The sequence below is a fragment of the Streptomyces sp. NBC_01235 genome, from assembly GCF_035989285.1.
In the GTDB taxonomy this organism is placed as follows: Bacteria; Actinomycetota; Actinomycetes; order Streptomycetales; family Streptomycetaceae; genus Streptomyces.
The window spans coordinates 10,802,171-10,820,442 of the sequence record NZ_CP108513.1 but is presented as its reverse complement, the minus strand read 5'-3'; the positions used below and the strand labels follow the sequence as shown (position 1 = coordinate 10,820,442).

At 69.8% G+C, this 18,272-nt stretch carries 16 protein-coding genes and 3 pseudogenes; 10 read left to right on the top strand and 9 right to left on the bottom strand.

Annotation, left to right across the window (positions count from 1 at the left end; all coding sequences use genetic code 11):
* Positions 1 to 44: 44 nt before the first annotated feature.
* Positions 45 to 1,313, bottom strand: coding sequence for an MFS transporter (locus tag OG289_RS48555; protein ID WP_327320398.1), 1,269 nt, complete (start codon positions 1,311 to 1,313; stop codon positions 45 to 47).
* A 342-nt stretch (positions 1,314 to 1,655) separates the two neighbouring features.
* A complete protein-coding gene (locus OG289_RS48550; RefSeq protein ID WP_327320397.1) occupies positions 1,656 to 2,105 on the bottom strand; it encodes a DUF6069 family protein in 450 nt (149 codons plus the stop codon).
* 130 nt (positions 2,106 to 2,235) lie between these two features.
* Here OG289_RS48550 and OG289_RS48545 point away from each other — a divergent pair, with 130 nt between their 5' ends.
* The 3 genes and pseudogenes from OG289_RS48545 to OG289_RS48535 form a co-directional block, all read left to right on the top strand.
* Positions 2,236 to 2,739, top strand: a complete 504-nt coding sequence (locus OG289_RS48545; RefSeq protein WP_327320396.1) for a MarR family winged helix-turn-helix transcriptional regulator — start codon at positions 2,236 to 2,238, stop codon at positions 2,737 to 2,739.
* A 77-nt stretch (positions 2,740 to 2,816) separates the two neighbouring features.
* Complete coding sequence (locus OG289_RS48540; protein ID WP_327320395.1) at positions 2,817 to 3,728, top strand: TIGR01777 family oxidoreductase; 912 nt, start codon at positions 2,817 to 2,819, stop codon at positions 3,726 to 3,728.
* Positions 3,729 to 3,930: 202 nt separating this feature from the next.
* Positions 3,931 to 4,860, top strand: a pseudogene (locus tag OG289_RS48535) (transposase); the annotation flags it as partial.
* Between the two features lie 14 nt (positions 4,861 to 4,874).
* Here OG289_RS48535 and OG289_RS48530 read toward each other — a convergent pair.
* Positions 4,875 to 5,321 (bottom strand): annotated as a pseudogene (locus OG289_RS48530) (transposase); the annotation flags it as partial.
* 167 nt (positions 5,322 to 5,488) lie between these two features.
* On the opposite strand from OG289_RS48530, the pseudogene OG289_RS48525 reads away from it, so the two are divergent.
* A pseudogene (locus OG289_RS48525) lies at positions 5,489 to 5,856 on the top strand (helix-turn-helix domain-containing protein); the annotation flags it as partial.
* Between the two features lie 366 nt (positions 5,857 to 6,222).
* Here OG289_RS48525 and OG289_RS48520 read toward each other — a convergent pair.
* Complete coding sequence (locus tag OG289_RS48520; RefSeq protein WP_327320393.1) at positions 6,223 to 6,831, bottom strand: TetR/AcrR family transcriptional regulator; 609 nt, start codon at positions 6,829 to 6,831, stop codon at positions 6,223 to 6,225.
* A gap of 57 nt (positions 6,832 to 6,888) precedes the next feature.
* Between OG289_RS48520 and OG289_RS48515 the strand changes: the two genes are divergently transcribed.
* The gene (locus OG289_RS48515) at positions 6,889 to 7,788 is read left to right on the top strand and encodes an alpha/beta fold hydrolase (protein ID WP_327320392.1); all 900 of its coding nucleotides are present in this window, start codon (positions 6,889 to 6,891) and stop codon (positions 7,786 to 7,788) included.
* 282 nt (positions 7,789 to 8,070) lie between these two features.
* The gene (locus OG289_RS48505; protein WP_327320391.1) at positions 8,071 to 8,316 is read left to right on the top strand and encodes an HNH endonuclease; all 246 of its coding nucleotides are present in this window, start codon (positions 8,071 to 8,073) and stop codon (positions 8,314 to 8,316) included.
* A 303-nt stretch (positions 8,317 to 8,619) separates the two neighbouring features.
* Here OG289_RS48505 and OG289_RS48500 read toward each other — a convergent pair whose 3' ends face one another.
* Together OG289_RS48500 and OG289_RS48495 are read right to left on the bottom strand one after the other, a co-directional pair.
* A complete protein-coding gene (locus tag OG289_RS48500) occupies positions 8,620 to 9,891 on the bottom strand; it encodes an MFS transporter (RefSeq protein ID WP_327320390.1) in 1,272 nt (423 codons plus the stop codon).
* Positions 9,892 to 10,098: 207 nt separating this feature from the next.
* Positions 10,099 to 11,478 carry an IS1380 family transposase gene (locus OG289_RS48495; protein WP_327313328.1) on the bottom strand — a complete coding sequence of 460 codons (1,380 nt, stop codon included), beginning with the start codon at positions 11,476 to 11,478 and terminating at the stop codon, positions 10,099 to 10,101.
* A 168-nt stretch (positions 11,479 to 11,646) separates the two neighbouring features.
* On the opposite strand from OG289_RS48495, the gene OG289_RS48490 reads away from it, so the two are divergent.
* Both OG289_RS48490 and OG289_RS48485 read left to right on the top strand, forming a co-directional pair.
* Positions 11,647 to 11,781 (top strand): hypothetical protein, encoded by a 135-nt coding sequence (locus OG289_RS48490; RefSeq protein WP_327320389.1) that lies wholly within the window; start codon positions 11,647 to 11,649, stop codon positions 11,779 to 11,781.
* Positions 11,782 to 12,141: 360 nt separating this feature from the next.
* The gene (locus OG289_RS48485; protein ID WP_327320388.1) at positions 12,142 to 14,142 is read left to right on the top strand and encodes a GDSL-type esterase/lipase family protein; all 2,001 of its coding nucleotides are present in this window, start codon (positions 12,142 to 12,144) and stop codon (positions 14,140 to 14,142) included.
* Positions 14,143 to 14,391: 249 nt separating this feature from the next.
* On the opposite strand, the gene OG289_RS48480 is transcribed toward OG289_RS48485, so the two are convergent.
* Together OG289_RS48480 and OG289_RS48475 are read right to left on the bottom strand one after the other, a co-directional pair.
* A complete protein-coding gene (locus OG289_RS48480) occupies positions 14,392 to 15,018 on the bottom strand; it encodes a class I SAM-dependent methyltransferase (protein ID WP_327320387.1) in 627 nt (208 codons plus the stop codon).
* Between the two features lie 123 nt (positions 15,019 to 15,141).
* Positions 15,142 to 15,618, bottom strand: coding sequence for a hypothetical protein (locus OG289_RS48475; protein ID WP_327320386.1), 477 nt, complete (start codon positions 15,616 to 15,618; stop codon positions 15,142 to 15,144).
* Between the two features lie 284 nt (positions 15,619 to 15,902).
* Between OG289_RS48475 and OG289_RS48470 the strand changes: the two genes are divergently transcribed.
* Complete coding sequence (locus OG289_RS48470; RefSeq protein WP_327320385.1) at positions 15,903 to 16,547, top strand: CBS domain-containing protein; 645 nt, start codon at positions 15,903 to 15,905, stop codon at positions 16,545 to 16,547.
* Positions 16,548 to 16,716: 169 nt separating this feature from the next.
* Positions 16,717 to 17,622: an NAD-dependent protein deacetylase gene (locus OG289_RS48465; protein ID WP_327320384.1), complete on the top strand. Its 906-nt coding sequence runs from the start codon at positions 16,717 to 16,719 to the stop codon at positions 17,620 to 17,622.
* A 287-nt stretch (positions 17,623 to 17,909) separates the two neighbouring features.
* Here the strand turns inward: OG289_RS48465 and OG289_RS48460 are convergent, their stop codons facing one another.
* On the bottom strand, positions 17,910 to 18,248 hold the full coding sequence (locus tag OG289_RS48460; protein WP_442819137.1) for a DUF5958 family protein: 339 nt from the start codon (positions 18,246 to 18,248) through the stop codon (positions 17,910 to 17,912).
* Positions 18,249 to 18,272 lie beyond the last annotated feature (24 nt).

The window sequence follows — 18,272 nt, the reverse complement described above, 5'->3', positions numbered from 1 at the left end:
GCAGCCCGTGATCGACGCGCTCTCGGCGGTCGTCCTGCGCACCCTCAGGCCAACTGCTCCGGCAACGGCCGGGGATCGACGGCGCCCACCCGGCGGCGGGCCGCCCACAGCCCCGCCGCGACCAGGGCGGCGGCCAGCCCCAGCACGCCCACCGCACCGGCGAGACTGCCGACCGCAGACTCCCCGGCGAGCAGCACCAGCGGGCAGACGAACTCACCGGCGAAGAAGGCCGCCGTCCACAGCCCCGTGCCGCGGCCGCGGTCCTCGAACGCCAGGCGGGACATGGCACTGGTCAGAAGCGCGGGCAGCAGCATGCCGGTGCCCACACAGTTGACGACCGCCCCGATGACCAGCAGCGGAGCGCTCCCCGCGAGGAACATCACCCCGAAGCCGACCGCGCAGACCGCGAGAACGACGGGCAGCATCGGGTCGGGAGAACGCTTGAGCCGGGCGAAGGTGACCGCTCCGCCCACGGTGGCGGCACTGGCGATCGCGGTGGCCAGTCCGATCACGCCGGGGTTCTCCACCCCGAGGTCGTCGAGCAGGTACGACATCTCCACCGGGACGGTGTAGAAGACCATCGCCCCGAAGAAGGTGAGGGCACAGATGCCGCCCAACTGCCGCCAGGGGAACGAGCGGCGGGCCTCCGTCTCGGCCGGAGTCTCGTCGCCGTCCGCGCGGGCCGCCGGGTTGGGCAGGGCGGTTGCCATCAGCGGGGCGAGCGCCAGGCTCACGGCGTAGACCCAGAAGGGCACCCGCCAGCCCGCCGATCCGGCTGCGCCGCCGAGCACGAAGAAGACGGTGGCCGACGCGGAGGCGCACATGGTCTGCAGGGCGAGGTACTTCACCCGCCGATGACCGCTGTAGTAGTCGCCGATCAGGGTCGTGCAGCAGGTCATGATCGCGGCCTCGGCGACTCCGACCAGTGCGCGGCTGGCGATGATGCCGCCCAGCGAGTCCAGCCACAGCGGTGCCGTGCCGAACAGCGCGTACAGGACGGTCGCCACGACCAGCAGGCGCTTGCGGCCCACCCGGTCCACGATCACACCGGCGAACGGGGCCAGCAGCGCCAGCGCCAGCGCCGGAACGGTCAGCGCGAGCGGCACCAGCGCCTTGGCCCCCGGGACCGACGCGAAGTGGTCCTGCATCTTCGGCAGCACCGGGGCGATCAGCACCGCCCCCAGGATCGGCAGACAGCTGCCCGCCATCAGAAGGGTCACCCGCAGCAGATGGGCCGGGCCCGACTCGGCGACGGCTGACGGAGCGGTGGCATCGACCGCGGCGGGAGGCGGCGGGGGCACGGAACCGGGCATGGCGACTCCAGGGGACGGCGTAAGGGAGCGGGCATGCCTCACGGGCGCCGACGACGCACGGCATGCTGGGGAACTCGCACGCCGGCGGCATCCGGACAGCGGCGTGCGGTAGCGACGACTATGGGGGCGCCAAGGCGCCGGTGCCATCCCCGGCGCAATCCGAATCCCGTATCCGGGTTATCCACGCGGTGGATGGGATGGGCAACCGTCACGCAGACGGAAGTCGTGCGCGGCCGTTCCTGCGCGCGAACAGCGGTGTCCCGGAGCTCGGTCGTCCCGGCCCCGGGACACCGCACGCAGCCGGCAACCGGCAGCCGGCACGGTCGCGCACGCCAGGCAGCGTCAGCGGACAGGCAGCGGCAGGACGCGCCGATAGGCGGCGACGGCGACGACCGCGACCACCACATGCATCACCATCAGCGCAGCGACGGCCAGCGGCCCACTGCCGGGTGTACCGCCACCGAGCAGGGACAGGTCGGGCGCGAACGACACGACCACGAGCACGGGCACCAGCCACCGCAGCAGCCCTGCCGGGTTCTTGGCGACACGACGGACGACCGCCCAGCCGATGGCGCCGAGGACGACGCCGAACACCGTCAGCGGCGCGTACGCGGAGAGGTGCAGCGGATCGAAATCGTCCGACGCCCCCGCCGCGTGGGCGAGCACCGCGACCACCACGTTTCCGAGTACGGCCACGACAGCCGCCGCGAGAAGCCCCGCGACCACGGTCAGGGCGCGGGAGCGCGGCGCGGGCGGGGCGGACGATACGGCTTCGGGGACGGAACCGGACATGGGGACCTCCTGCGGAGAGCTCAAGAACGACAGGTGCAGCGCCAGAAAGGCAGGCGTTTGATTCCTCAAACACCGGGGACGCTACCCCGAAGTGTTTGATCAGGCAAACATCTCGGTTAGAGTGGCCGCCATGACATCCCCCCGGTGGCTCACTCCCGAGGAGCTGCGAGCCTGGATCAACTTCCTCGACTGCTCGACGCTGCTGAGCGACTACCTCGATCAGCAGTTGCGGCGCGACGCGGCCATGACGCACCCGGACTACAGCCTCCTGGCCCGCCTGTCCGTGGCACCCGACCGCGCCCTGGGGATGTCCTTGCTCGCCGAGCAGTTGAAGTTCACCCGCAGCCGCCTCACGCGCGCGGTGATCCGCCTGGAGGAGTCGGGCTACGTGCGGCGCCGGGAGGATCCGGCCGACGGACGGGGACAGCTGGCCGAACTCACCGAGGCCGGCATGGAGTTGATGGCCAAGGCCGCCCCCGGCCATGTGACTGCCGTCCGCCGCGTGGTGTTCGACGCCCTCAGCCCTGAACAGGTGGAGCAGCTCGCCACCATCACCGCCACCGTGGTCGCCTCCCTCAAGCAGGCCGGCGAGGAGGACGCCTACCCGGCGGCCCTGCCGTGGCATCGCCGCTGACTCCGAGAACCTCGAAGTCCGAGCACCCTCCCGGGTGGCCACAAGGCCACCTGCCCAAGCCCGTTCGGGAGAACGCCATGCGCGTCGCGATCACCGGGTCCACCGGACTCATCGGATCCGCCCTCACCCACTCGCTCCTCACCGACGGCCACCAGGTCGTTCGCCTCGTCCGCGACCGGTCGGCGCGCCCCGCGGGGGACGGCAGCCAGGCGGCGCAATGGGATCCGGTCGGAGGCCGCGTCCAGCCCGGTGCGCTGGACACTGTGGACGCCGTCGTGCACCTGGCCGGCGCCGGGGTCGGAGAAAAGCGCTGGAGCGCCGCGTACAAGGAAGAGATCCGCCGCAGCCGCGCACTGGGAACCCGGACCATCGCGCGGGCATGCGCCGAATCGTCCACCCCACCCCGCGTCCTTGTCTCCGCGTCCGCGACTGGTTACTACGGCGACACCGGCGACCGGACCATCGAGGAGAGCGCGCCACCCGGGGACGACTTCCTGGCTGCCGTCTGCGTCGACTGGGAGGCCGCCGCAGACACTGCCCGAGAGGCGGGCATCCGGGTGGTGCACCCTCGCACCGGCCTGGTGGTCTCCGCCAAGGGCGGCGCCTTCGGCAGGCTCTTCCCGCTCTTCCGCTTCGGCCTGGGCGGCCGGCTCGGCTCCGGCGACCAGTACTGGCCATTCATCTCGCTGACCGACCACATCGGGGCACTGCGCTTCGCGATCGACGACGAGACGCTCACAGGCCCCGTCAACTTCACAGCCCCCGAACGACTGACGAACCGCGAGATCACGCGAGCGATGGGCCGCGCCCTTCATCGCCCAACGATCGCCTCCGTCCCTGCCTTCGCCCTCAGAGCGGCGCTCGGCGAGTTCGCCACGGGCATCACAGGCAGTTGCCGCGCCGTCCCTGCGGCCCTGCACAAGGCGGGCTTCACCTTCAGCCACCCCACGATCGACAAGGCACTCCACTCCGTTCTCCACACGAGCTGAGAGGTAGGGATGGACAGCGTCCTGGTTCCAGACGAGCGTCTCGATGCGCCGCTCGATCTGAGCTTGATCTTTAACCTCGGGCTGTCGAACGAGTCTCGTACGCGTTCGCTCGGAGGGGTAATCGCCGCATGTCAGAGCGGCCTTCGTCTGATCCTGTGTTCCGGATCAAGAAACACGCGGGACCAGTACGAAGGCCGTGGACATGAGTGTGCTGTACCAGGATGCCCGGCGGGACGTTTTCGCCTGGGCGTCACACTTCCGGGAAATCTTCTACGACTGCCTGACCGCACGGGGTGACGCGCTCTTCGAGATCGCGGATGCCCTGCTGTGCGCCGACGGGCCGGTGTCCTCGCCGATCGACGTGACGCTGGTGGCCGAGCACCGGCGTGGGCATGGTGCGATGTACGAGGCTCTGAACTGCGGGAACGTCAACGCCTCGCGGCTGCGGAGGCTGTTGGCGGCGCTGCCGCAACCGCAGGCCGCGGACGGACGGCTGGTCCTGGCCGTCGATGTCAGCAACTGGCTCCGGTCCGACGCACCCACCGGTGCCGACCGCCTGTTCTGCCACGTCTACGGCCGCAGCGGCCGGGCGTCGGACCAGCCCGTCCCGGGCTGGCCGTACTCTTTCGTCGCCGCCCTGGAGAGCGGCCGCACGTCCTGGTGCCAGCTCCTCGACGCCCGGCGCCTGGGCCCTGCCGACGATGCCGCCGAGGTCACCGCTGCCCAACTGCGCCGAGTGGTGGAGCACTCGGTTCACCAGGAACGGTGGCGCCAGGGCGATTCGGACATCCTGATCGTCTGTGATGCCGGCTACGATGCCCCGCGCCTGGCCTACCTCCTGGGTGACCTGCCCGTGGAGATTCTCGGACGGCTGCGCTCGGACCGGGTGATGCGCCGCCCGGCCACCCGCGTCACCGCGCTGCCGCAGGGCGGCCGGATTCCCAAGCACGGACCGGAGTTCCGCCTGGCCGAGCCAGGGACCTGGGGAGAGCCCGACGCAGCGACCGCGCAGGCCACCGACCGCCACGGCCTGGCCCGCGCCATGGGCTGGGACCGTATCCATCCCCGCCTGTGGCACCGCTCCGCGTGGATCGACCACAACGGCGAACTCCCCGTCATCGAGGGCACGTTGACCGGTTTCGGTTCGCGGTCTCCCGGCAGGCGCTCGACCCAGGAGGTGCGGCCGGACTCCAGCGCGGCCACGAAGGAGTACGGCCAGCCCGGCACGAACTGGTCCGTCTTGCGGTCGCCACGTCCGTAGACGTGGCAGAACAGCCGGTCGTCGCTGGTCGGGGCATCGGGGCGGAGCCAGTTGCTCACGTCCACGGCCAGCACGATCCGCCCGTCGGCCGCCTTCGGCAGCGGCAGGCCGGCCAGCGTGCGGCGCAACCCCGTCGGCTCCAGCCAACCGCGGTCCAAAGCCGCGTACAGCGCGCCATGCCCGCGCCGGTGCCCGATGGGCAGCGACAACTCGACCAGGGTCTTCACCGGCCCGTCCGCGCACAACACCGCATCCGTGAGCTCGAAGAGCGCATCCGCTCGGGCGTAGAGGCATTCGTAAAACTCGACCCGAAAGCGGGACAGGATGCCCAACGCATCGCCTGCGGGCGCGTCGACCGGGAGACTCATACACAGCGGCCGTTCTCTCGTGCTTCGTGACTCGACATCTCGAAGCGTGGAGAACGGCCGCCCCTGCTGTCCCGGGAAGAACCACAGATCAGCAGGTCGGGTGACCTGCGAGGATAAACACCAAGCTCAGGGGGCGGCAGGCTCTGGCCTCCACAGGACCCGGCGGCGCCCGCTGCAAGCTCGATGCGGGACAACTCCGCGTGCTGGAGGCGGTGTTGGATGCCGACCCGGCCGCTTCCGCCTGGAGTGACCAGTGCTGGACGCTGGCCCGGATCGCCGAGATCGTGCGCCGCCGGTTCGGTGTCGCGTACACCCTGGCCGGGCTGGGCCTGCTGCTGCACCGCATCGGCTGGAGCGTGCAGATCCCCTCCCGCAAGGCCACCGAGCGCGACGAGGAGAAGACCGCCGCCTGGAAGGACGAGGAGTGGCCCGTCATAAAAAAACGGCGGCGGACCTGGGCGCCTGGCTCTGCTTCGAAGACGAAGCGGGCCAGGGGCTGGGCTCAGTCAAGATTTTCGTGACGGGATGACGGAGCGTCATTCCGGTGGCATGGTCTGCCGTGTGTGATGACTTGCTGGGCATCGTGTTCCCGCACCTGGAGAAGGTGCGGGTGGAACACGTGTGGGTGGAGGACGGCATGGTGCGGGTCAAGGCCCGCACCCTGGACGGCGCGTTTCCCTGTCCGTCGTGCGGTGTTTGCTCGTACCGGGTCCATAGTCGGTATCGGTCGGCTTCTTCCCCCGGTGGGGCGATTTCGTCGCCCGGGTCGGCTCGGCCCTATGAGGGCTGAGCCGAGTCACTTCCAGCCGAGCCGCCGGCTGCCCCAAGGTCTCTGCAGATCCATTGGCGACGGAGTCGTTCCCGCCTATCGCGGCCCCGACGGTTCGGCCGGCCGGTTCGGCGGAGCCTTGGCATTCTTGGCGGCGGCTGCCGCGACGGTTGCCAGGTCTTCGCCCGAGAAGCCGGCGCGGCTCAGCACCGCCAGAGATTTGTTCGCCGCCAGCGTGCACAACGCCAGCTCTGCCGCCTCCTGCTCACCGGCCCCCGCCGCCAGCAACGCCTGCTCCAGCATCGCCCGCAAACCGTCGATCATGGCGCGGACCATCGCCCGGCCCTCCGCGTCGAGGGCCGGGAACTGCGTTGCCGACACCGTGAGCAGGCAGCCATCCGGGACCGTCGGGTCGGCGATGCGGTTCAGGGCGACCTGCAGGTAGGCGGCCACAACGGCGCTCGGGCTCGGGTGGGGGCCGGACAGTGCCTGCTCGTACAGCGGGTGGTAGGTCTGCGCGTACCGTTGGAGGCTTTTGCGGAAGAGGGCGCTCTTGTCGCCGAAGGTGCCGTAGAGCGAGCCCCGGCCCAGGCCCGTGCCCTCGGCCAGTCGATCGATCGAGGCCTCCGAATAACCCCAGCGCCAGAAGACGTGCATCGCACGTCGTAGCGCCTCGTCCACGTCGAATTGCTTGCGGCCTGCCATGGTCCGTCAGCCTACACATCTTGTACCGATCGTTCAAAGATGTGTATGGTCGCCGGCATGACAAGCTTGCGTTCGCTGCGGCTGCCTGACGGATTCCTTGACGTCTTCACCAGCCGGCTCGTGGAGGTGAACGGACTGCGGCTGCACGCGGTCACCGGTGGGGACGGCCCGGCGCTGCTGCTGATCGGCGGGTGGCCCCAGACCTGGTACGCCTGGCGGGAGGTGATGCCCGCGCTCGCCCGCCAGCACACCGTCGTCGCCGTCGACTCGCGCGGGGCCGGGCTCTCCGACAAGCCCGACGACGGGTACGACGCCGGCACGCTGGCCGCCGATCTGGTCGCGTTGATGGCCGCGCTCGGGCACGACCGGTTCGACGTGGTCGGCCACGACATCGGTACGTGGACCGGATACGCCCTCGCCGCCGATCACCCCGAGCGGGTGGGCCGGCTCGCCATCCTCGAAGCAGTGATCCCCGGTCTCACGCCGTCCCCGCCGTTCTTCGGCCCGGCCGCGGTCAACCTGAAGCTCTGGCAGTTCGGCTTCAACCGGCTCACCGACCTCAACGAGGAACTGGTCCGGGGACGGGAGCGGCTCTTCTTCGGCTGGCAGTTCGCCACCAAGGCCGCCACGCGGACCGCGATACCCGCGTACGCCGTCGACGTCTACGTCGACGCGATCACCGCGGATCCTCGTGCGCTGCGGGCGAGCTTCGCGTACTACCGGGCATTGGACGAGACGATCGCGCAGAACGAGCAGCGTAGCAAGACCCGGCTGACGCTGCCGGTGCTCGCCCTCGGCGGCGCGCTGTGGAGCGGCGCGAATGCCGCCCAGACGATGCGGCTGGCGGCCGACGACGTCACGGGGGTCGTCCTCGACGACTGCGGCCACTACCCGGCCGAGGAGCAGCCGGCGCGGTTTGTCGAGATCCTGGAGGACTTCCTCGCGGCCAACCGGTAGCAGGCACGCCACACGGCTGAACTTCGCGAACGACAGGCGGAGCTTCACAAACTCCGATACGTCGTCGAGCAGGCCTTCGCCCTCCTCCACCAGTTCAAACGCCTCGCCATCCGATGGGAACGACGCCTCGAACTCCACGACGCCTTCGTCTCCCTGGCATCCAGCCTCATCTGCTGGCGACGCCTCAAGAAGGCCCACCCATGATCCTGTTACGAGCTCAAAGAGCGCGGGGTCCCACTCATCCGCAAACGCACCGCCGTCCTGACCGACCGACGACCGACCATGGCCAGCCCGGGCAACGAGCTGATCCATCGGCTCTTGGCCGGTAAATACGAAATCTGCGACGCGGGAAAGGGACTGCAAGTCCACCACCTGCGGAAACTCGCCGATCTCAACAGGCCCGGTCGGCCGGATCGGCCGCCGTGGATGACCCTGATGGCAGCGCGGCGACGCATGACCCTGGTGGTCTGCTCTGCCTGCCACCACAACATCCATGCAGGACGAGGCTCAGCTCTTCCCCGGAAGTAATCACTGGAGAGCCGTGTGCGGTCAAAGCCGCCTGCACGGTTCGAGAGGGGGCCGACGGAAAAGGACCCGATCCACGGGCACCTCGCCGGCGGCCTACCTCAGCTTGAACACGCACGTCAGCCGCACCATGCGGAAGCTGATCGCCGCCCGATTATGGCTGACTGAGGTTTTCTCAGTGGCGCGATTCTTCCCATCCCGTTTGGTGCTGATCGTCGCGATGACAGCTCCGTCGCTGACTGGGAGCGACATGTCAACGAGCAGCGCCCCTGCCATCGGGCAGGACGTTGCGCGAGATGGTCTGTTTCAGGATGCCTTTTGGTCGGCGGGCTTCTCGATCTCGGTGGTCACCCGTGCCCCTCGGAAGAGCACCAGGAGCCACAGGAGACATGCCAGCAGGGGGACTGCGGCGTAGGTGGCCATGCCCACACTGGAGCCCATCCCGTCCATGAGCGCGCCGAGGACGAGATAGCCGATGCCGATGAGCGCCGACTCCACGAATGCGATCATCGACAGCAGGCTCGCCCGGTGGCGCGACGGCACGGCCTCGTTGAACACGTTGTCCACGATCACGGCAGTGATCTCGGGAATCCCGGCCAGGGCCAGGAACGCGGCGATGGTGACCTGGACAAGGCCGAGGCCGCTCAGGCCGAGTGCCGCGGCGAGTGTCAGGAGAGACACCGGGACTATGATCCGATACCCGATGCGCCGGTCCGCGCGGTCCGACAGCAGCGGAGTGAGCCCGCCAGCGATGAATCCCGCCGATATGACCACGCTGACCAATGCGGTGCCCGCTCCCTGATCGGAGAGGGTCTTCTGCGTAAAAATGATGTACGGCGTCAAAGTCGCATGCATCAATCCGGACACCACGACAAGCGTCACGAGCGCCGGCGTGGCGACCCGAAGCATCGCCCGCCATGCTGTGACGTCGCCGTGCTCCTCCTCGGCTCCCTCCTGCTCGTCCACCGCGTCCGCGCCGCGGATCTCGGGCACCCCTGACATCAGCACCACCACGGCGAGGACGAGGCACGCCGCCGAACCGACGTAGACGACTCCCCAGGAAATCTGCTGCAGTTGGCCGCCGAGGACGATGGCGGCTCCCGAGGTGACCGTCCCGAGCATGGTGAACCGGGACTTGATCTTGACGTAGCTGGCCCTTGCACCACGACGCACGAGCAGGTCGTACAGCAGGGCGGTGTCCGAACCGGACACACATGCCATGCCCACACCCTGCCCGATGAACAGCGCCAGGAACACCCAGTAGTTGGAGAACGCCACCTGACCGAGCAGACATCCAGCTATCAGCATCTGGCCGATCACGATGCTGGCACGCCTGCCGATTCGGTCGGCGATGATTCCCGTCGGCAACTCCGCAAGTCCGCTCACCAGGTAGAGCAGTGTCTGCAGTAGGGCCACTTGCGCGGCGGAGAAGCCGCGCTGATAAAGGAAGATGACGAATACGCCGCGCTGGAATAGCGAGTTGGTGAGCACGGCGTATACGTAGAACGGGCGCGTGACACTTCGTGCTGCATTGTCGACTGCAGCCGACCCTCTAAGGGCCTCCGTGGTGCCGGTCATGCTGCGGGCTCCCTGGTGACTCCGGTGATCATTAGCCTCGATCGTTCATGAGTCCTCGTCGGTTCGCTGACGGGGACTCCGCGTTTGTGTGGTGCGGTCTTTTCGGGGTTGGGGCAGGGCGAGGGTCCGGCTTTCGCGTCGGATGGGCGCCGGGTTCCACTTCGCCGGTGTGGTGGTGCGGGTCGTCGGGACGGTCGATGTGGCTGGTCAGCCGGGGTTCGGCAGGGCGTGGAGCCTGACGATCGCGTGGCTGATGACGGCGGTCCAGGGCCATCGGGTGGGCAGGCGGAGCCAGCGGCGGCGGCCGGTGTTCACGAGCTGCGCGGGGGCGGAGAACAGCCGCAGCCGGAGCTTCTTGGGCTCCCAGCGGCGGGCATCGCCGCTCAGTGCGAGCATCGGCATCCAGGCGAGGAGGTCGAGTGCGAGGGAGACGATCTCCAGCCAGATCCGGTTTTGTGCCGTGTCGTGCAGGGGCAGATTGCGCAGGCCGGTGGCGCGGGCGCCGCGGATGCGGTCCTCGCAGCGGGCCCGCCTGCGGTGACGCAGTTCGAGGTCGGCGAGCTGGCCGCCTTTGGTGTTGGTCGCGAAGCAGGTGAGCCGCAGTCCGTCGAGGTCGGTGAAGCGCAACTGTGCCCCGGGGTGCGGGCGTTCCTTGCGGACGATCAGCCGCATGCCCTTCGGCCAGGTGCTCAGGTCGGGCATGTCGGTGATCTCTGCGACCCAGGCTCCGGGCCGTTCGGTGCCGCCCGCGTCGTAGGCCGGTGTCCATGCCTTCTTCGGGATCTTCAGGACGGCCTGGTGGATGGCGTCGGTGATGGTCATTCCGACGGAATACGACAGCCACCGGCCGCGCCGGGAGAGCCAGTCGAGGAAGGCGTGGGTGCCGCCGCCGGAGTCGGTGCGGATCAGCGTCTGCCGTCCCCGCCGCAGGCGTTTGGGCAGCTGGGCCAGGGCGAGTTGGGCGGTCTCGATGTGATCGGCGGCGGTGTTGGAGCCCGCGTTGCCGGGCCGCAGCAGGGCCGCCACCGGCTCTCCGGACCCGGCTGGGCCGTGGTCGACGAACGCGACAAGCGGGTGATGGCCGAAGGTCTTCTTCCAGGTCGCGGTGGCGTCTTGTTTCTCGGAGTGGGCGAGGACCAGCACGCCGTCGATGTCCACGATCACCTGGCCGTCGGCGGCCGGACTGCTTGCCCCGGCCAACTCCCAGACTCGCTGACGTACTTCGGAACGCGCGCCGCGGATCGCTGCAAGAGCTTTCGGGCCGGACGCGGCGAGCGCGTCGACGAGGCGGGAGACGGTCGGATCGGAGGCCACCGGGCCGAACACCGCCGGCTCGGCCCGCAGCATGCCGACGTCGGCCAGACAGTCACCGCCGAGTGCGACGGCCAGCGCCACATCCAGCAGGATCTTGCCCGGATCGTGCACGGCCCGCCGCTTGCGCCACGGCGCCAGCGACGCGGATATCGCGGTGTCCAGGCCGGACCTGCGGACCGTCTCGACCAGCAGCACGGCCCCGGCCTGGGCAACAACTCCACGGCCGCCGCCCTCGACACGGACACGCGGGTACGACCCGCTACTCTTCTTCACCTGGAGAGTGCTTCTTTCCTTGCAGTGACAGGACCCTCGACAAGTCCCATCGTTGCAGGTCAGCAGCACTCTCCATTTATTTGATCAAGACTCGGACAGACCCACTCGCGAAAGCGCGAGGTTAGTGTTGGGCCTCCACCGCCGACCGGAACTTCCAGTCCATACTTCGTGGCCTGGACGGACCAGTCCGAACTGTCGGTCAACGCGGCAGTGAGCGTGGCTGGTTGGTGCGACACCGACCACGCCACCCATGATGTCGACGCACTCCACCTGATCATCAACGGCGAGACATCACTGAGCTGAGGAGTCCGAGCTGGCGCCGACCAGCCGACCAGCCGACGGGCTGACGGGCTGACGGGCTGACGGACAGACCCTCGTAATCCGTTTCCGGGCCGGTCTCCTCGCCCGGTCAGCGCAGGCGCGCCGGGCCGGCGAGGGCTGCGGCGAGGTGGCGGAGGCCGTGTTGCCGCGGCGGGGCCGGTGCGGCGGTTCCCCGATGACGTGTACTGGGTTGGTCGGGGGCGGTTCGTGTAGCCGCGTGCGGGCTACAGCCCCCTGGAAAGAGCCCCCGTCCCACGCGACCTCTTGACGCTGAACCGTTTCATTGTTTTTCTCGAAAGGCTGCCTATGGGAGCGCTCCCACCCCACCCGAAAGGGATCCCCATGCAGACCACCCCCCACGCCACCCCCTTACACCGCCTCGCCCGCGCCCTTCCGGCGCTCGTCACGGCCGTTCTCGTCGCCTGCCTGCTGTCCTGGGCGGGCGACTCCCCCGCGCAGGCCGCGCCGGGTGACGGCTCGGTCTCCGACCCCAACATCGCCTATGTCGGACGCTGGGACACCACTGCCGGCACGGCGGCGGTGCCCTCCTGGACCGGCGCCTATCTGCAGACGGCCTTCACCGGCACCACGGTGAAGATCAAGGCGAGAGACGCGGTCAACCTGTACGCCAGCATCGACGCCGGCCCCGACGTCTTCTACGCGGGCGTGCGCGGCACGGTGAACCTCACTCCCCAGCCGCTGCCCGCCGGCACCCACACCCTCCGCCTCTCCTACCGCTCCGGCGACACCGTCTTCCAGGGCCTGGCGCTCGACCCCGGCGCGCGCACGGTCGCACCGAACGCCCCGTCCCGGCTGATCGAGTTCGTCGGCGACTCCATCACCGCCGGCGCCCTCACCGACCGGTTGGCACTGGACTCGTACGCCTGGAAGACCGGCGAGCAACTGGGGGCACGCCACACCCAGATCGCCCGCTCCGGCTACTGTCTCGTCGCCCAGTCCGGATGCACGGGCCTGAGCACGCAGTTCTTCAGGACGGCGAGCACGGGCGACCAGAACTGGGACTTCTCCCGCTACCGGGCGGACGCCGTCGTCATCAACCTGGGCACCAACGATGTCGGCCACGGCGTGACCGGCGCGTCCTTCCAGTCGGCGTACACCAAGTTCCTCGGCGACCTGCGCGCCACCTACCCGAACGCGCATCTCTTCGCCGTGCAGACGCTCAAGAAGCGCTACATCACCGAGACCAGGGCGGCCGTCACCACCCGCACCAGCGCCGGTGACAACAGGGTGCACTACGTCGACACCACAGGTTGGCTGACCGACGGCACCGACTACGAGGACGGCAACGGGCATCCCAACGAGGCGGGCCACACCAAGTTCGCAAACCGCCTCGCCCCGGTCATCGCCGCCCGACTCGGCAACCCCGCCGACCGCCTGACGGCCGCTCCCGGCCAGCCCGGCGACCCGAACATCAAGTTCGTGGGCCGCTGGGACACCAAGACCTCCTCCACCGCCTACACCCCGTACTGGGCCGGCGCCTACTACCGGGTCGGCTTCACCGGCCGGACCGTCCAGCTCAAGCAGCGCGGGACGATCGACTTCTGGGCGAGGATCGACAACGGCCCGGTGACGTTCTACGACGACGTCAAGGGGACGGTGAACCTGACCCCCTCCCCGCTGTCCGCCGGCAACCACACCCTCCAGGTCAACTACCAGGTGGTCGCCGGTTCCTACCGGGGCGACGCCGTCTTCCAGGGGCTGGTCCTCGACAGCGGCGCCACCACGTTCGCACCGCCGGCACCCGGCAAGCTGATCGAGTTCGTCGGCGACTCGATCACCGTGGGGACGACCTCGTCGCAGAACGCCCGCACCGCGTACGGCTGGTTGATCGGGGAACGGCTCGGCACCGAGCACACCCAGATCGCCCAGGGCGGCGCCTGTCTGGTCGCCGCGGCGGACGGATGCGTCGGTCTGGAGCGGCAGTTCAGCAAGCTCAACCCGAACGCGGCCACCCCCGACTGGGACTTCTCCCGCTACCAGGCGAACGCGGTCGTCATCAACCTCGGCACCAACGACGTCGGCCACGGGGTCAGTTCCACGCAGTTCCAGGCGGCGTACACCAGCCTGCTGGGCAAGGTCCGCGCCGCGTACCCCCAGGCCTGGATCCTCGCACTGGAGACCTTCCGCGGCCGGTACGTCCCGCAGACCGAGGCGGCGGTCAAAGCCGCCGTCGACGGCGGTGACTCCCGGATCTCCTTCATCGACACCACCGGCTGGCTGGGCGCGGGCGACCTGACGGACTCGGTCCACCCCAACGACCAGGGACACCGCGTGATCGCGGACCGGCTGGCACCGGTCATCGCGGCGCGGATCGGCGCGTGAGAGGAGGCCCGGACCGGAAAAATGACCACGGCGCCCACTTCCTCAAGCCGACCCGGCGATCACTGCTGGTGGGAATCCACTGCCCCGCTACTGTCACTGCCGGTCAAGAAGTATCGTCCCCGCGTGTGCGGGGGTAGCTCTTCGGACGAGCCCCAGGTCCCGCTGCGTACCGTCGCTTCAACCAACATGGTGCGGCCGGGGCGGGGCCGGCGGAGGCCGTGGAGCGTTTGGTGGGGGACGGTATCGGGTTCAGGCGGTGGGGCGGGAATGCACACTGACGGCGTAGCCGCCGCCTGGGCGGTAGGGGTCGGCGGCCCAGGTGGCGAAGCGCTGCTGCAACGTCAGTCCGGCCTTCGTGCACCAGTGGTCGAACTCCGTCAGCGTCACTGTCGGTTCCGGCAGTGGCAGGTGTTCCGCGTCCAGTCCCATGCCGGTGATCAGCAGTCCGCCGGGGCGAAGTACGGTGACAAGTTGCCGCACAACAGCTGGTTCGGTACCGGGGGCCAGCAAGGGGATGACGTTTCCGGCGGCGAGCACCAGGTCGAGGCCGGGTTCCAGCCCGAGGCGGTCCAGGTGTGCCAGGTCACCGTGGAGCCATTCTTGCGTGGGGGCGTCGCGGCGGGCGACGGCGAGCATGGAGCGGTCGACGTCCACGCCCGTGCAGAGGTGACCCAGCTCGGTGAGTCGGATCGCGATCCGCCCGGTACCGCAGCCGGCATCGAGTACCCGGGCGGCAGGTTTCAGCAGCGCGTCGCAGAAGGCAGCCTCGCCGTGGATGTCGTGGCCTGATTCAGCGAGCCGCGCAAACCGCCGGGCGTACTCCTCTCCGGCTTGTCCGCCTGTCAGTTCCGCCCAGCGGTCGCGTTGGCTGCTCATGGTCTGCGTGCCTTCCGGTAGAGAGGACGAGGACGGTGCCATCGTGCATTCTTCTTCCTCGCCGCCTCCAGCGCGGCGAGCAGCATGACCCTAGCCAGGTCGACGCCGCAAAAACCTGCTCGCTCACGCCTGCCCCCAGGGGGTGTGGCCCAGGTTCAGGTGCCCGAGGCCGGACAGGCGCTGCACCTGGTTCACAGACTGGCCGGTGAACGGGCGCCTCGCCGACACCTCGCCATACTTCTCGATGTGGTCGAACACGAACAGGTGGTCGCGGGCGGCGCGGGTGCGCCAGTCCAAGACCTGCTCGCGGGTCAGGTCCTCGAGGACCAGCTCCCGGACAACGTCCTCGCCTCCCGGCTCCGGTGCGGGCACAGGGGGAACCGCGCGCGAGCCGGGCAGCATGACCGGGGCCCGAGGCGCGGCAGACTCACCGGTGACGGGGCGCGCGGCCGCGGCTTCGGCGCGGGCCTTGGCAGCCGCCGCCTTCCGAGCACGTTCCTGCTCCCATCGGCGCTCGCGGGCCCGCGCCTGGGCGGTCACAGTCTTGTGCAGCTGCCGCTCGAGGACCGTACGGCGCTCCTCCGGCGAGGCGTACGGCATCGCTGCGTCGACGGCGGCCGCGACCTCGCGGCACCTGTCCCGCCGGTCTGCCCGCCGTTCCTCGCGCCGCTGCCTGTCGTCAATGCCTCACGGCCCCGCTGCCGGACCGTCGGCCCTCCCCGCCAGGCCGAACGTCACTGGTCGCCGGAGCGGCGCGGTGCTGTCATGGGTAGGGAAGGCGGCGTGGACGAGCTGGCAGAGCCGCGAAGGCCGGCGCGCCGCGCGTCGTCCGCCCGGGCGGTCCGACCGCGGCCGCCCCGCGCAAAACGGAGGAGGCCAATGCCATGCTGCACCGCCGCACGGTCGGTGACGTGATGACCGAGGAGGTCCTCACCCTCCGCCCCAACACGCCGTTCCAGGAGATCGCCGCCCTGCTGGACGCGAACGACATCGCCGCGGCCCCGGTCGTCGACGACGACGGCGACCCTCTCGGCATCGTGTCCGCGGCCGACGTGCTGCGGCACGAGACCGGCATGCCCGATCCACAGGGGCAGGACGGGAACGACGAGCGCGCCTGGGGCAAGGCCCGGGCCCGGACCGCGGGCACGCTCATGAGCAGCCCCGTCTTCACCGCCCGCGCCGACTGGACGATCCCCCGGGCCGCACGGGAACTCCGCAAGCGGCATGTCAAGCAGCTGCCGGTGGTCGGCGACGACGGGCTCCTCACCGGCATCGTCAGCCGCAGCGACCTGCTCGACGCCTTCATCCGCTCCGACGTCGAGATCCGCAGCGAGATCGAGCAGGACGTCCTGGGGCGCATCCTCGGCCTGGACGAGGGCACCGTCGCGGTCGAGGTCCGGGACGGTGTCGTCACCCTGCGCGGTCACGTCCCGGAACCGCGTCTCGTCCCAGTGGTCGTGGGCCTCTGCCAGGGCGTGGACGGTGTCGTCGCCGTAGACGCCCACCTCGCCGCCACCCGGACGGACTAGGTGTTCTGCCCCGCGAGTCCGGCCGCTCGCGGGGCCAGGCGGTAAGGACGGGGGCGGCGATGACGCGCGGGCGGGGGCGCAGCGGCACGCGCGGGATGTCCCACTCCGAGCCAACGGCGCCATCGCCGGCGAAAGCGGGTGTTTGCAGCCTGTTCCGTACCCTGGCGGCATGCGCATGCGCCCCACTCTGAGTTGGACCCCTACCGAGGACCTGCCGCCGGGCACCACGGATCTGGAGCCGGTCACCGATGCACTGGGCACCGGCGGTGTGCTGGTGCTCAGCGGGGCCGGCATCTCCACGGAGTCGGGCATCCCCGACTACCGGGGCGACGGCGGGAGCCTTGCCCGACACACTCCGATGACCTACCAGGACTTCACCGCCAGCGCCCAGGCCCGACGCCGGTACTGGGCGCGCAGCCACCTCGGCTGGCGCACGTTCGACCGCGCCCGCCCCAACGCCGGGCACCGGGCCGTGGCCGCGTTCGGGCGGCACGGCCTGCTCTCGGGTGTGGTCACCCAGAACGTCGACGGCCTGCACCAGGCCGCTGGCAGCGAGGGCATCGTGGAACTCCACGGAAACCTGGACCGGGTCGTCTGTCTTTCCTGCGGCGCGTTCAGCCCACGCCGCGAAGTCGCCCGGCGGCTGGAGGAGGCCAATGTGGGCTTCGAGCCGGTGGCCGCCGGAATCAACCCGGACGGTGACGCCGACCTCACCGACGACCAGGTCGGGGACTTCCGCGTGGTGCCCTGCACGGTCTGCGACGGCATCCTCAAACCGGACGTGGTGTTCTTCGGCGAGGCCGTTCCGCCGCGGCGGGTCGAACACTGCCGCAAGCTGGTCCGTGAGGCGGCCTCGCTGCTGGTCCTGGGGTCCTCACTGACGGTGATGTCCGGGCTCCGGTTCGTCCGCCAGGCGGCCCGGGCCGGGAAGCCGGTGCTGATCGTCAACCGGGACCCGACTCGGGGCGACCCGCACGCCGTCACCCGAGTCGCGCTCCCCCTGGGAACGGCCCTCACCGCCATGGCCGACCGGCTGGGCATCCCCGCCGACGACGAGGCGGCCCGGGCAAGCTAGTGACAGCGGAGAGGAGCAAGCACAGGGAGGAGCCGGGCAGAGGAGGTTGGAGGCAGGCGCGGGAGGTAGCCGACGACGAGGCCGCCCAGGCCGCAGGCGAAGCCGGGGAACCGGCGTCGTTGAACAGCGTGACTCCATAACGCCGGGCCCCGGGGATGGCTGAACTCCCCGGGGCCCGTGGTGTGTCCGGGCTGGGTCAGATCTCCCCGGCCGCCGTGGAGGTGACCCACGCGGCGGCTTCGGCGTCGGTCAGGAGCAGCACCTGCGTCTGGTGAGCGCGGTCCAACTCAGCACGACGTGGACGCGGCCCAGGTGCGTGCTGCTCTTCGGACGGGGGTCGATCGTGGGGGCGAGCCACTGCCAGCTGGAGGGCGGCGCCGCGCGCCAGGACGACGGTGGAGAACGCCTCGTTGGCCCCCGGCCCGAGGGTGCTGGCGGTGGGCCGGCCGTCGAAGAGCGCGTGTATCCGGGCACGAGGACGGTCCGTCCTCGGCGACGGCGCGCGCCTGGACACATTGGTGGCGCAGGAACAGCAGTGCCTCAGATTGTTCCTCCGGGCCGAGTGCGTCGAACCATTCGGTGCCCTGTGACATCGGGCGCAGCCCCTGCGCGAGTTCGTTGAGCATGACGTCCCGTGCGGTCACGACTGC